At 42.1% G+C, this 11865-nt stretch carries 14 protein-coding genes; 13 read left to right on the plus strand and 1 reads right to left on the minus strand.

The features are described 5' to 3' along the window. The first annotated feature begins 271 nt into the window (after window positions 1-271). The 13 genes from AS005_RS01155 to AS005_RS01215 are packed head-to-tail and all read left to right on the plus strand — an operon-like array spanning window position 272 to window position 10845. Window positions 272-739: a Na+/H+ antiporter subunit E gene (locus tag AS005_RS01155; RefSeq protein WP_101509864.1), complete on the plus strand. Its 468-nt coding sequence runs from the start codon at window positions 272-274 to the stop codon at window positions 737-739. After that, on the plus strand, window positions 736-984 hold the full coding sequence (locus AS005_RS01160; RefSeq protein ID WP_101509865.1) for a cation:proton antiporter: 249 nt from the start codon (window positions 736-738) through the stop codon (window positions 982-984). The genes AS005_RS01155 and AS005_RS01160 overlap by 4 nt, the downstream gene beginning before the upstream one ends. Further along, window positions 981-1304, plus strand: coding sequence for a monovalent cation/H(+) antiporter subunit G (gene mnhG / locus AS005_RS01165; RefSeq protein WP_101509866.1), 324 nt, complete (start codon window positions 981-983; stop codon window positions 1302-1304). The genes AS005_RS01160 and mnhG overlap by 4 nt, the downstream gene beginning before the upstream one ends. Continuing rightward, a complete protein-coding gene (locus tag AS005_RS01170; protein ID WP_101509867.1) occupies window positions 1301-1543 on the plus strand; it encodes a hydrogenase subunit MbhD domain-containing protein in 243 nt (80 codons plus the stop codon). Before mnhG ends, AS005_RS01170 begins: the two co-directional genes overlap by 4 nt. Further along, window positions 1540-2304, plus strand: a complete 765-nt coding sequence (locus AS005_RS01175) for a Na(+)/H(+) antiporter subunit B (protein ID WP_101509868.1) — start codon at window positions 1540-1542, stop codon at window positions 2302-2304. Before AS005_RS01170 ends, AS005_RS01175 begins: the two co-directional genes overlap by 4 nt. A 6-nt stretch (window positions 2305-2310) precedes the next feature. Beyond that, on the plus strand, window positions 2311-2655 hold the full coding sequence (locus AS005_RS01180; RefSeq protein ID WP_101509869.1) for a sodium:proton antiporter: 345 nt from the start codon (window positions 2311-2313) through the stop codon (window positions 2653-2655). Beyond that, a complete protein-coding gene (locus AS005_RS01185; RefSeq protein WP_101509870.1) occupies window positions 2652-4052 on the plus strand; it encodes a complex I subunit 5 family protein in 1401 nt (466 codons plus the stop codon). Before AS005_RS01180 ends, AS005_RS01185 begins: the two co-directional genes overlap by 4 nt. Window positions 4053-4059: 7 nt before the next feature. Next, the gene (locus AS005_RS01190) at window positions 4060-5937 is read left to right on the plus strand and encodes a proton-conducting transporter membrane subunit (protein WP_101510411.1); all 1878 of its coding nucleotides are present in this window, start codon (window positions 4060-4062) and stop codon (window positions 5935-5937) included. Between the two features lie 7 nt (window positions 5938-5944). Beyond that, complete coding sequence (locus tag AS005_RS01195) at window positions 5945-6832, plus strand: respiratory chain complex I subunit 1 family protein (RefSeq protein WP_101510412.1); 888 nt, start codon at window positions 5945-5947, stop codon at window positions 6830-6832. A 12-nt stretch (window positions 6833-6844) separates the two neighbouring features. Beyond that, window positions 6845-7381, plus strand: a complete 537-nt coding sequence (locus AS005_RS01200; protein WP_101509871.1) for an NADH-quinone oxidoreductase subunit B family protein — start codon at window positions 6845-6847, stop codon at window positions 7379-7381. Next, window positions 7362-7889, plus strand: a complete 528-nt coding sequence (locus AS005_RS01205) for an NADH-quinone oxidoreductase subunit C (RefSeq protein WP_101509872.1) — start codon at window positions 7362-7364, stop codon at window positions 7887-7889. The genes AS005_RS01200 and AS005_RS01205 overlap by 20 nt, the downstream gene beginning before the upstream one ends. Then, a complete protein-coding gene (locus AS005_RS01210; protein ID WP_101509873.1) occupies window positions 7882-8988 on the plus strand; it encodes an NADH-quinone oxidoreductase subunit D in 1107 nt (368 codons plus the stop codon). The genes AS005_RS01205 and AS005_RS01210 overlap by 8 nt, the downstream gene beginning before the upstream one ends. Window positions 8989-9000: 12 nt before the next feature. Continuing rightward, a complete protein-coding gene (locus AS005_RS01215; RefSeq protein WP_199203793.1) occupies window positions 9001-10845 on the plus strand; it encodes an FAD-dependent oxidoreductase in 1845 nt (614 codons plus the stop codon). A gap of 32 nt (window positions 10846-10877) precedes the next feature. Here the strand turns inward: AS005_RS01215 and AS005_RS01220 are convergent, their stop codons facing one another. Next, on the minus strand, window positions 10878-11864 hold the full coding sequence (locus AS005_RS01220; RefSeq protein WP_101509875.1) for a LacI family DNA-binding transcriptional regulator: 987 nt from the start codon (window positions 11862-11864) through the stop codon (window positions 10878-10880). Window position 11865 lies beyond the last annotated feature (1 nt).

Below are 11865 nucleotides of genomic sequence, written 5' to 3' on the forward strand. Positions count from 1 at the left end.
GTTATCGAAAGTCAAATCATATTTTACACAGATTTTTACCTTTAATCGATTTTAATCATCCATAAATGGGATTAATCATCGATATTCGCTGATTTTCATGTACTTTATTAAAAAAGTGGATCAATTTGGTTGAAATTCAAGCGCGCATATGGTATTCGTGCTGTTTTAATCTTTACTAATTAGGTTGACATTATACCATCGAAAGTTATAGAATTATTTCTGGATTGTTCTTGTGAAAACTTTCTCTTTCTTTCTCGAGGAGGTGTAAAGAGTGGGTGTTTTCGTCACCAGCTTGCTTGTGTGGCTTATGCTCACTAGATTTTCTTATTCTGAACTCGTTGTCGGAATAATAGTTTCACTGATTGCTTCCATGACGTTCCGTAAATTCCATGAAATAAAGTTCGATCGTAAGCTTCCGATGAGAGTTTTGTATTATTTGGTTTTCTTTCTTCCGGTGTTCGTGGTAGAAATGATCAAAGCTAATATCGATGTGGCTCTTAGAGTTTTGAATCCCCGCCTCCCGCTCAAACCTGGGTTTGTAAAGATAAAAACCAAACTGAAAGGAGAAGCTTCAAGATTGTTTCTTGCGAACAGCATTACTCTCACTCCCGGAACATTGAGTGTGGATGTAAAAAAGGATACCATATACGTTCATTGGATTGATGTAAAAGATACTCAACGGAAAGAAAAATACATCTCCCAAAGATTCGAAAAGTCTATCAAGGAGGTGTTCGAATGAGTCTTCTTTTTTTCATACTCATCGGTATAGGTGCAATTTTAAGTTTCATCAGAGTGATCATCGGTCCCACTTCTCCCGATAGAGTGGCTGCGTTGGACACAATGAATGTAATGCTCACAGGTCTTATAGTTGTTTTAGCGTACATCTTCGACAGGGCGTTGTACCTCGATATAGCCCTCGTTTACGCTTTGCTTTCCTTTTTAGAAACGATCATCGTATCCCGATACTTGGAGGGGAAAAAATGAACGTGATGATTGGAGAAATTCTCATAGCTATAGGAGCTTTCTTTTATTTTCTTGGAGGGCTGGGCGTGTTTAGAATGCCAGACGTGTACAACAGATTGCAAGCTGGTACTAAGGCTACAACACTTGGAACTTTTTCTACCGTTCTTGGTGTAGGAATATCAAAACCGGAATTTCTTTTGAAGGCGATTGTTATTATCGCCTTTGTTGCCCTCACAAATCCTGTGGGTAGTTCTGTCCTTGCTCGTGCTTCCTACTTGTCCGGTGTAAAACCATGTGAATGCACCACAATCGATGAGTACGAAGGTGGTGACGAAAAGTGAACTTATTGCTCTGGTTGACTGGTGGGATGATGCTAGCCGCGGCTATTTTCGCTGTCGAAGCGAAAAGTATGTTGGACAGCGTTATTTCAATATCCGCTTTGAGTTTGTTATCTGTTTTCTTTTTCCTTGTAATGAAAGCCCCAGACGTTGCTATAACCGAAGCATCTGTGGGAGCAGGTTTGGTTACAGCTGTTCTTCTCATCGCTCTTTTCAAAATGAGAAAGGGTGATGAAAGATGAAAAGATTCTTCGCTATTTTACTTTCAATCCTCTTTGTTTATATGATGATGACTTTTCTGAGTAATTTGGAACCTTACGGAAAAATAGATCTCTCCAAGAGAGTTTCTATCTATTTTCTAGCGAAAGATGTGAACAGTGTAGATCCAGATAAATGGGTCAAGGGAATGGAACAACTCCCCACCGAGAGAAGGATCTTCGGTGAAAAAAACTTGGAAGAAGGCAGTGCTAACACGGTTACCTCAATAGTTGTTAATTACAGATCTTTCGATACTTTAGGGGAAGTCACCGTGCTTTTCGCCGCGGCAATCGGTGTAGGACTCGTCTTGGGAGGAACCAAAAGGATGAGATACGGTAGAGAACCGAATTTCATTCTCAGAGTGAGCACCGGTATTCTCCTTCCTTTGATCATCATGTTCGGTGTTTACATATTCGTTCACGGACATCTTTCACCCGGTGGAGGTTTCCCTGGAGGTACCGTTTTAGCAGCTTCTGTTTTGCTACTCTATCTCTCAAACGAAGAATTTTCGGTTGGAAAGAATATCACCAAATTTTTGGAAGGTTTCTCAGGATCAATCTACATCATCGTCGGATTACTGGGATTGGTGCTTGGTGGTGCTTTCCTCTACAACTTCCTCCCCAACGGAGAAGTGGGCAGCCTCATCAGTGCTGGTGTCGTACCTGTTGTGTACGCAATCATAGGTCTGAAAGTCGGATCGGAATTGTCTGGTGTTATAGCTGAGATCCATCAAGAGAGGGAGTGATGAAGGATGGTGTTTTGGATATCCGTCTCATTAATCGGTGTGGGTATCTACGGCCTTCTCACACAAAAGAATCTTTTCAAGCATTTGATTTCTCTTTCCATAATAGATACCGCTGTAAACATTCTCATAGTCGCTTTAGGATACGTGGACGGTGGAGAAGCTCCTATATACACAGAAAAATTTTCGAATTTTTCTTTGAACAATTTTGTTGACCCACTACCCCAAGCACTTGTTCTAACTGCAATAGTTATCGGTGTGGGTGTCTTGGCTTTGGGAGCGTCACTACTTGTTCGCATCGAAGAGAAACACACTTCAATCGATGTTGAAGACATGAAAGGAGTGGAAAAATGATAAGCCTGCTCGTGGCCACTCCGCTTCTTCTGGCTTTCCTGTCTATCTTGTGGAAAAAACAAGCAGAGGTTATGTTATTTTTCGCTGCAGTTGTAAACGTACTTCTTCTCCTCGTAAAAGGATTCCCAAATGGCGTTGAAATACACGCCATGGGTAGTTGGAAGCCTCCTTTTGGCATAAATCTCGTTCTAGATAATGCAAGCTTTTATGCAGTTTTGGTAGTGAATCTTTTCTTTATGATGATTTCTATCCTCCCAGGAAAAATGAAAAAGAGTTACACAACATCTCTTCTACTCCTTTTGACAGCTGCCAACGGTTTCATTCTGACCGGTGATCTGTTCAACTCATTTGTTTTCATGGAGATAATGACGATAACAGCCGTCACAATAGCGTCAAAAAGAGATAACTTCTACAACTCCTACAAGTATTTGATACTCGGAGGTGTAGCTGGATCATTTTACCTTTTGGCAACAGTGTTCACCTATGCGGCAGCAGGAAGTCTGAACATGGCACATGTTGCGACATTAACCCTATCTTCGGGTGCCCTTCTGGCAGTAACCACCCTTTACACGGTCGGATTAGGGGTGGAAGCGAAACTTTTCCCGCTGAATGGTTGGGTATCAGGTGTATACAGTGGAAATGAACTCGCTCCACTTGTCTTGGGAACTTCCGTGACATTCGCCATTCTTTACATGGTCGGAAGATTGTTTGGAACAGTATTTCATGGGAATGGGTCGGAGACCCTTTACGTTTTAGCCTTAATAACGATTCTTGCAGGAGAGACAGCAGCCCTAAGACAAACCAATCTTCTAAAGACTTTTGCCTATTCCAGTGTTGCGCAAGCGGGAATAGTGATAGCGATGATTTCAAAAGGAACAGAAGAGGCCATTAATCTTGCTTATTTTCACCTGAGTAACGATGTTGTAGCGAAATTCACCATATTCCTCGTAGCTGGGTACCTAATTTATAACTACAAAGATTTGGATGGTGTTTTCAAAAAACACAAAGTTCTCGGAGTTGCATTCAGTGTAGCGAGTTTCTCTCTGATCGGGTTCCCCTTATTCGCTGGATTTCAAAGCAAGATCAGAATCATAATGGAGGCTTTTCTTTTGAAAGATTATCTACTGCCCGCCGTTGTTCTTCTCGGAACAATAATAGAGATCGGATATGTGATCAGATGGAACATGAGACTTTGGTTTGATGAAGAAAAAGAGGAAGAGAAAGTGAAAGTTCCCTTTGTTATAGGTTTCATTTCGATAATGCTAGCGATAATACTCGTCGTCGTCTTTCTGAATCCCAACGTGTTTCTTGAAGGAACTCAAAAGATGGCAAAAGCGATCGTTGATACGAAAAGCTATGCTCAAGGTGTTCTCTCCATAGCTAAAGGAGGGATGTGACGTGACAATGAGTGCCTTCTTAATAACACTTTTGCTATCGTCGATCGTTGTGTACTTTCTTTCAAAAGCGAGTTGGAAAGTGGGAGCTTTACTGAATATTGCGATAAGCCTATTTGCGCTCTTTTACGTATTCACTGTAGATGTGGGAACAACGGAGAAAATCGGCAATTTTTTTGGACAAAACCTCGTGCTTCAGTGGACAAATGTTTCCTTTTATTTTTCCTTGGTAAGTCTTTTGGTAATAATTTCTGTAATGATATTCTCTCTAAAATGGCTTGAAAGTCAAAAGTACAAAGCTTCCTTCAACATGTTCTTACTAATGGTAACGGCGAGTTCCATCGGTGTTTTCGCTGCAGGAGACCTTTTAACGCTGTACATCTTTTGGGAAATAGCTGTTCTTTCATCTTTATTGATCGTTCCCATGGGAAAAAAAGGATCCAGGAAGGCCTCCGTTCAGTACGCCGTTATGAGCGCAGTGGGAACGTACATGTTCATCTACGGTGCTTTTCTGCTGATGCAAAGGTATGGTACATTGAGATTACCTGAAATATCTCGGCATTTGATATCAGATCAATCAATGGGTTTCAAACTCGCAATCTTCCTCCTTTTGGTCGCAGCTGGTGTGGCGAAAAGTGGAATTTTCCCACTTCATACGTGGTTGAGAACAGCCCACGGAAAAGCACCTGATGCTTTTTCCGCCGTTCTTTCAGGACAACTTACAAAACTCGGTAGCTATATCTTTACCGTTTCCGTTGCCGTTGTTCCCTCTTTAAAAATTTTCTCAGACCTCACTGTTTACTCGGGAGTGCCTCTTCCAAATTACATCTTAATCATCTTGGGAAATATTTCCATAATCATTGGAACATTGATGGCCATAAAACAAGATGACATGAAGATGCTCATTGCTCTTTCTTCGGTCGCGAATGGTGGCTACATCCTGATAGGGCTCAGCACAGTGGATCCTCTGGGGTTTGAAGGCGGAATGTTTCACATTCTGAATCACGCTCTGGCTAGTGCAGTCATTTTCATGGCTTTCGCTGCAGTTGTTTATAGAACAAAAACAACAAAGATAAGTGAAATGGGTGGATTGATTCACAAGATGCCTGTTACTTTTCTCGTGTATCTCTTCTCTATAATTTCTCTTGCGGGTATTCCTCCTATGAGTGGCTTTATCTCAAAATGGATGATTTACCAGGCACTCGTTAGAAAGGGAATGTTCATAACCGCGTTTGTAGCTTTCTTCGGTTCAATAGGTTCTTTCTTGTACGTCTTCAGACCACTTGCCGGGGTGTTTCTCGGCCAACTTCCAAAGAAGTACAAAGATGTGAAAGAGGCACCTTTCATAATGCTGACTCCCATGGTGCTTCTCGTTCTTTTAAGTCTCTTTCTTGGAGTATGGCCTTTCCCGGTCCTTCAGCGCATAGAAGATATCAGAATGGATCTTGGAATAACCCCCTCTTTCAAAATAGTAGAGATTGATAAGTGGCTGATAAAAGGTTTTGCAGGAAGTTGGGATCCTGTCGTTGTGTTTTCGCTGTTCATGACAGGTTTCATTGTTGCCTACATCCTCTACTCATTATTCCCAAGGCCAAAGAAAGTTGACCTCCTTGCCCCACATGAGAAAGAAGGCACCCCTGTCAACATTTACACAGGAGGAGAATTCATATACAATCCCGATCTGTATCATTTCAACACAAGATTCTATGCAGGTTTTGAAAGAATGTACGAAAAACATCCATCGTGGGAAAAAGTACTCAACATGTTCGCAAAATTTTTCCATGACATTGGAGAGTGGATCCACAGTTGGTTCTTCAAGCCCTCTCCATCTGTTTATACTCTCTGGATGATCGTAACCATTTTGCTCGTATTCTGGGTGAGGTGGTGATAGAATGATGGCGTTTTACAAAGCTTTATTCAATCTCGTTTTTGCCTTCTTTCTCGTTGTGTCACTCGAAGGAATCGCTAGAAAGATAGTGGCGAGAGTTCAAAGGCGGATCGGCCCACCTTGGTATCAAAACTTCATAGATATATTCAAAGCCCTTTCTAAGCACCCTTTCAGTAATGGATGGATTTTTGACTTCGGTGTGATCATGGCTCTTGGTGGTTCCATAGCAACCGCCATGCTCATGCCACTTGGTTCTTTGAAGTGGACTCCGTTTCCAAACACAGATAATTTCTTCGTTATCGCATATCTGTTCACCGTTGGTGCCCTTGGAATGGCTATGGGTATGGTTGGAAGTGGAAATCCATGGGCGTCAATAGGAATCAGCAGAGCACTTACGCAGATGTTGGGATACGAACTACCCTTCCTCGTTACGATGTCTTCCGTAATATACAACTATAAAACAGCATCAATACATCAACTCATAAACCTTCAAAGCGATAAATGGAATCTGTTCAGTATGCCTCTTGCTGGTATCGTGGCGTTCATTTCTCTCATAGGTATGATGGGGAAGAAACCTTTCGATATAGCGATCGCACCTGCAGAAATAGCATCTGGACCCATGGTGGAACTGTCTGGAAAGTATCTCGGTCTTCTCCAAATAATGCATGATTTCTCTTTATTCAGCGAAATATCCCTCTTCGTCAACATTTTCCTCGGTGGAGGTAGCCTCGGATGGTTCCTTGTGAAGTTCGTAATAGTGTGGGTGTTGGCAGTGTTGATTTCATCGGTACTTCCACGATTCAGAATAGAACAGATGTTGAAGTTTTACTGGGGAGTACCGCTTGGACTGGCTTTTTTGAATGCTCTCCTAGTTCTCTTGGGTTGGACATTCTGAGGAGGTGGTTCAATGAAAGAAAGAACGATTTGGGAAAGAATAGCGGACAATCTTAGGTCAAGATCGATTTGGATGCTTCATTACTGTACTGGATGTGGTGCTGTAGAACTTCCGCCTTCCATGACATCACGATTCGATATGGAAAGGTTCGGAATAATGCCTATGGCAACTCCTAGACAAGCGGATATTCTCCTCATCACCGGATATTTGAACACCAAAACACTTAGAAGGGTAATCTACACCTATGAACAAATGCCGGATCCAAAATACGTTGTTGGGTTTGGAAGCTGTACGATAAATGGCGGTATATATTTCGATTCTTACGCAACGGTGAACAGGCTTGACTATTACATACCAGTTGATGTGTACATCGCCGGTTGTATGCCAAGACCCGAAGCTATTCTGGAGGCTTTCAACTATCTTATGGAAAAGATTAGAAAAGGCGAAGCAAATGGTTGGAAAAGATACAAAGAAAATTACGAATGGTACAAACAGAATCAAATTCGCTCCCTTGGGGAGGTGTACGTTCATGACGAATTCCATGAATGAAGCTATAGAGGCGCTAGGTGCGTTTCAACCGACCATAGAAGTGATAGATGAAAGAGAAATAAAAGTTTCAGTGTCTCCAGATAAAGTTATTTCAACTCTCGAACTTTTGAAATCTTTAGGGTATTCACATCTCTCTCTTTTGACGTGCATAGATTGGATCGATGATAACCAGTTCGAACTCGTTTATATCTTGTTCTCATGGAAAGATGGAGGGAAATTCATCGTTTCAACGAGAATAGACAGGAACAACCCGCGCTTTGTTACGGTGAAAGAAATATGGCCCGTGGCAAGATTTTACGAAAGAGAAATCCACGAATTCTTCGGAGTAAAATTCATTGGAAACGATGATATGAGGCCTCTCTTCCTAGAATTATGGGATGATAAACCTCCTCTGAGAAAAGATTTCGATCCTCTCGAGTACTCAAAAAAGAAATTTCCTGGAAGAGAATACAGGAAGGATGTTTTAGGTGAAGCAAAAAAGATATTCAGAGGTGAGATAAATGGGTGAGACGAAACTCTTTTTTGGCCCGAACCACCCGGGAATGCATGGGAATTTTTCTGTTCATATGTACGTAGAAGGAGATATCGTCAAAAGAGCTAGACCCGTTCCAGGATTCTTACACAGAGGTTTTGAAAAACTCATGGAACGCAGGTATTGGTACTCTAACATATCTCTCATCCCGAGAATATGTGTTCCAGAACCTGATATAAACGAAATTTGCTATGCTATGGCCGTGGAAAAGATCGCAAAGCTTGAAGTACCAGAGCGTGCTCAATGGATAAGAATGATTGTGCTCGAGCTTGCAAGAATAGCGAATCATATTTGGTCGGTTGGTGGTATAGGAGGTCCTCTTGGTCTTTACACCGCTTCCTATTGGGGAGTCGCAGATAGGGATCGTATACTTGACATTTTCGAAGCGCTTACCGGTGCAAGAATATACCACATGTACATCATCATTGGTGGAGTGAGAAAAAACATGACGCCGAAGATAGAAGACATGATATGGAAAACACTCGATTACATAGAATCGAGGCTACCAGATTACGAAAACCTCATTTTTAAAAACAGAATAGTGCATTCCAGACTCAAAGGTCGTCTCATCCTCACTCAAGAGCAAGCCTTAGAAATGGGAGTCACAGGAGTTGGTATAAGAGCCACTGGAGTGGAGTACGACATAAGAAAAGTTGATCCTTATCTTTTCTACGATAAGGTGGAATTCGAGGTCCCAACGGCAACGGATGGAGATGCTTTTAGCAGATTATATCTGAAATTCAAAGAAATTCTGCAAAGCATAAAGATCGTAAGGCAGGCATTGGAAAGAATGCCACAGAGTGATAAAGTAAACGTATCTTTGGGTAAAGGAAGTGGTCTCAGAAGAGTTGTCCCAAGAGGTATGGCTTACGCACACGTAGAATCCACTAGAGGTGAGTATGGTTTCTTTGTCGTGTCCGATGGAAAAAATAAACCTTATCGAGTAGCCGTGAGAGGGGCGTCGTATCCGCAGGGACTCTATGGAATAGAAAAGTATCTTCCAGGTACAAGAATAGAAGACGTCCCGATCTGGCTCGCCACGATGGATGTCTGTGCACCGGAAATAGACAGATGAGGGGTGAGAGAGATGGCAATGCAAAAATTACCTGAGAAGGATTTCTTTGCTCCTCTGAAAGCTTGGAAATTTTTAGGAAAAAAACCCGTTACCATACAGGTTCCAAATAAAGAAAAGAGAGAGGCCTCTGAAAGATATAGAGGATTTCATGTGAATGATTGGGGAAAATGTATAGGATGTGGAACATGCTCAAAAATTTGTCCTACAGATGCCATAACGATGATGGAAGTACCAGATTTGACCCAAGAAGACGGGAAATTGCCCCAGCGCCCTGTGATAGATTATGGTAGGTGTTCTTTCTGCGCTCTTTGCGTTGACATATGTACAACAGGATCACTTAAGATGACCAGAGAATACATTCACATTTCGGAGGATCCAGAGGACTTTATATACATGCCGACAGACAAAGGTTTGAATGCGAAAGGGGGTCTTTACAAATTTGGGGAGGCTCCCCTTGGATGGGTGAGAGACAAGGATTCCGAACTTTTGGATCTTGAAAGAGTCGAGATGCCAAAAGAGGAACCCAAGGTAAGAGTCAAATCCTTCATTGAAATAGTGAAAGGATACAGTAGAGAACAAGCTATGCAAGAGGCCGCAAGATGCGTTGAGTGTGGTATTTGTACGTACACCTGCCCGGAACATATGGATATTCCGCAATATATAAAAGCAATTTATGAAGACAATCTAAAGGAAGGACTCAGATGGCTCTACAAGACTAATCCCCTTTCTATGGTTTGTGGAAGAGTCTGTACTCATAGATGTGAAACTGCTTGTTCCGTGAGTGTTAGAGGAGAACCTATCGCCATTCAATGGCTGAAAAGATACATAGTAGACAGTATACCTCTTGAAGATTATGACAAAATATTGAACATAAGGCCAGAAAGGAAGGAAAAAAGTGTTGGAATAATAGGTTCTGGACCTGCAGGTTTGGCAGCTGCTTATTTCCTAGCAACCATGGGATACGACGTGACGATATATGAAGCAGAGTCAAGGCCAGGTGGAGTCATGAGGTATGGTATTCCGAAATACAGACTCCCAGATGAAGCCTTGGACAAGGATATTGCCTTTATTGAAGCACTTGGCGTGAGAATTCTTCTCAACACAAAGATCGGTCGCGATATACCTTTCGAAGAAGTAACGAAGAGGCACGATGCCGTATTTCTCGCAACGGGATTCGGCCTTGGCAGATCAACCAAAGTACCGGGCACAGATCATCCGAATGTAAAGCAGGCTCTCCCCGTTCTCAAAATGATTAGAGACTACCTCAGAGGAGATGGCCCAAAACCCCCTGTGCCTAGAAAACTCGTGGTTATCGGTGGTGGAAACGTAGCCATGGATATATCTAGATCTATGGCGCGGCTTCAAACTATGGAATATGGAGAAGTGAACATCCAAACGCTGTCCCTAGAAGGATGTTATGACGACATGCCTGCCGACATGGAAGAAATCGAAGAGGCAATCGAGGAAGGAGTTGTCATAAAACCAGGTTGGGGTCCCATAGAAATTGTTATAGAGAACGACGAAATAAAAGGTGTAAGATTCAAAAAATGCGTCAGAGTTTTCGATGATGAAGGACGCTTCAGTCCACAATTTGATGAGAGTAAACAAATATTTGTAGAAGCGGACATGGTAATCGAGGCAATAGGACAAGCTCCAGATTATTCCTACTTGCCGGAGGATATAAGAAACAAATTGGAATTCGTGAGAGGAAGAATCAAGACCAACGAATACAATCAAACTACGATAGAGTGGCTCTTTGCTGGTGGTGACATAGTTCACGGTCCAGATATCATCAATGGAATAGCGGATGGGCACAGAGCGGCAAAGGGGATAGATATGTACTTGGAAAGAAAGTGAAATAGAAGAGCCCCTCCGAGTGGAGGGGCTTTTCATAGTTGTTTCACAGAATCTCTTTCGACAATTTCTACAGGTAAAATTACCCTTCTTGCTACACCTTTCTTTCCCGATAATCTTTCGTAGAGTATCGCAAACGCCATCCTTCCTATTTCTTCTCTGGGTTGTCTTACGGTTGTCAAAGCTGGTACAGTGTAGCTGGATATTGGATCGTCGTCGAACCCCATGACGGAAATTTCGTCCGGTACAGCTATCCCCAAGTCATGAAGAGCTTTCATAACACCTATTGCAGAAAGATCATTTATAGCAAAGACAGCGGTAAAATCTCTACCATGTTTTTTCAAATATTTTTCCACAGCTTGATACCCATGTTCTGGGAAATATCCGCAAGAAACAGCTTTCACTTCCATTCCGTGCCTTGTTGCGTAGTTTATGAACCCTCTTTCTCTGTCTGAGAACGAATACACATCTTTTCTTCCTCTCAAGAGCAGAACTCTTTTATGTCCCTTCTCCAAAAGATACTTTGCGCACATCCTACCAGCTGCATAATTGTCTATTCCTACGTTGTCGATTCTGACTTCAGGTTCTTCCCTGTCCACAACGACCACAGGTATAGCACTTTTTATCAATCTTTCAAGTTGTTCCTCATCTTTTTTCGATGAACAAACAATGATACCGTCTACCCTTTTCGAAAAGAGGACCTCAAGTCTTTCCAGTTCCAAAGAAGTTCTGTGAAAGGTGGTTGAAATCATCAACGTGAAATCTCTTTTTATAGCTTCTTTTTCAATACCTGTTAATATCTCATTGTAATGAAAACCACCAAAGTTCGGCACCAAAACTCCCACTGTTCTTTTAAGAACGGCGGATTTTACAGAATAAACAGGGTGATAGTTGAGTTTTCTGATTGCATCGATGACTCTCTTTCTCGTTTCCTCGGATACGTTGTTGTAACCGTTTATCACCCGGGAAACAGTTGCAATGGAAACACCCGCGAGCTTGGCCACATCTTTGATCGAAGCCATA

The sequence above is a fragment of the Thermotoga sp. KOL6 genome (assembly GCF_002866025.1).
Lineage (GTDB): Bacteria > Thermotogota > Thermotogae > Thermotogales > Thermotogaceae > Thermotoga.

Bases quoted from the DNA above. Each gene is read 5' to 3' on its own strand.
- AS005_RS01160 (WP_101509865.1), top strand. From the start codon at position 736: ATGAGTCTTCTTTTTTTCATACTCATCGGTATAGGTGCAATTTTAAGT.
- mnhG (WP_101509866.1), top strand. From the start codon at position 981: ATGAACGTGATGATTGGAGAAATTCTCATAGCTATAGGAGCTTTCTTT.
- AS005_RS01175 (WP_101509868.1), top strand. From the start codon at position 1,540: ATGAAAAGATTCTTCGCTATTTTACTTTCAATCCTCTTTGTTTATATG.
- AS005_RS01180 (WP_101509869.1), top strand. From the start codon at position 2,311: ATGGTGTTTTGGATATCCGTCTCATTAATCGGTGTGGGTATCTACGGC.
- AS005_RS01185 (WP_101509870.1), top strand. From the start codon at position 2,652: ATGATAAGCCTGCTCGTGGCCACTCCGCTTCTTCTGGCTTTCCTGTCT.
- AS005_RS01190 (WP_101510411.1), top strand. From the start codon at position 4,060: ATGAGTGCCTTCTTAATAACACTTTTGCTATCGTCGATCGTTGTGTAC.
- AS005_RS01195 (WP_101510412.1), top strand. From the start codon at position 5,945: ATGGCGTTTTACAAAGCTTTATTCAATCTCGTTTTTGCCTTCTTTCTC.
- AS005_RS01200 (WP_101509871.1), top strand. From the start codon at position 6,845: ATGAAAGAAAGAACGATTTGGGAAAGAATAGCGGACAATCTTAGGTCA.
- AS005_RS01205 (WP_101509872.1), top strand. From the start codon at position 7,362: ATGACGAATTCCATGAATGAAGCTATAGAGGCGCTAGGTGCGTTTCAA.
- AS005_RS01210 (WP_101509873.1), top strand. From the start codon at position 7,882: ATGGGTGAGACGAAACTCTTTTTTGGCCCGAACCACCCGGGAATGCAT.
- AS005_RS01215 (WP_199203793.1), top strand. From the start codon at position 9,001: ATGGCAATGCAAAAATTACCTGAGAAGGATTTCTTTGCTCCTCTGAAA.
- AS005_RS01220 (WP_101509875.1), bottom strand. From the start codon at position 11,864: ATGGCTTCGATCAAAGATGTGGCCAAGCTCGCGGGTGTTTCCATTGCA.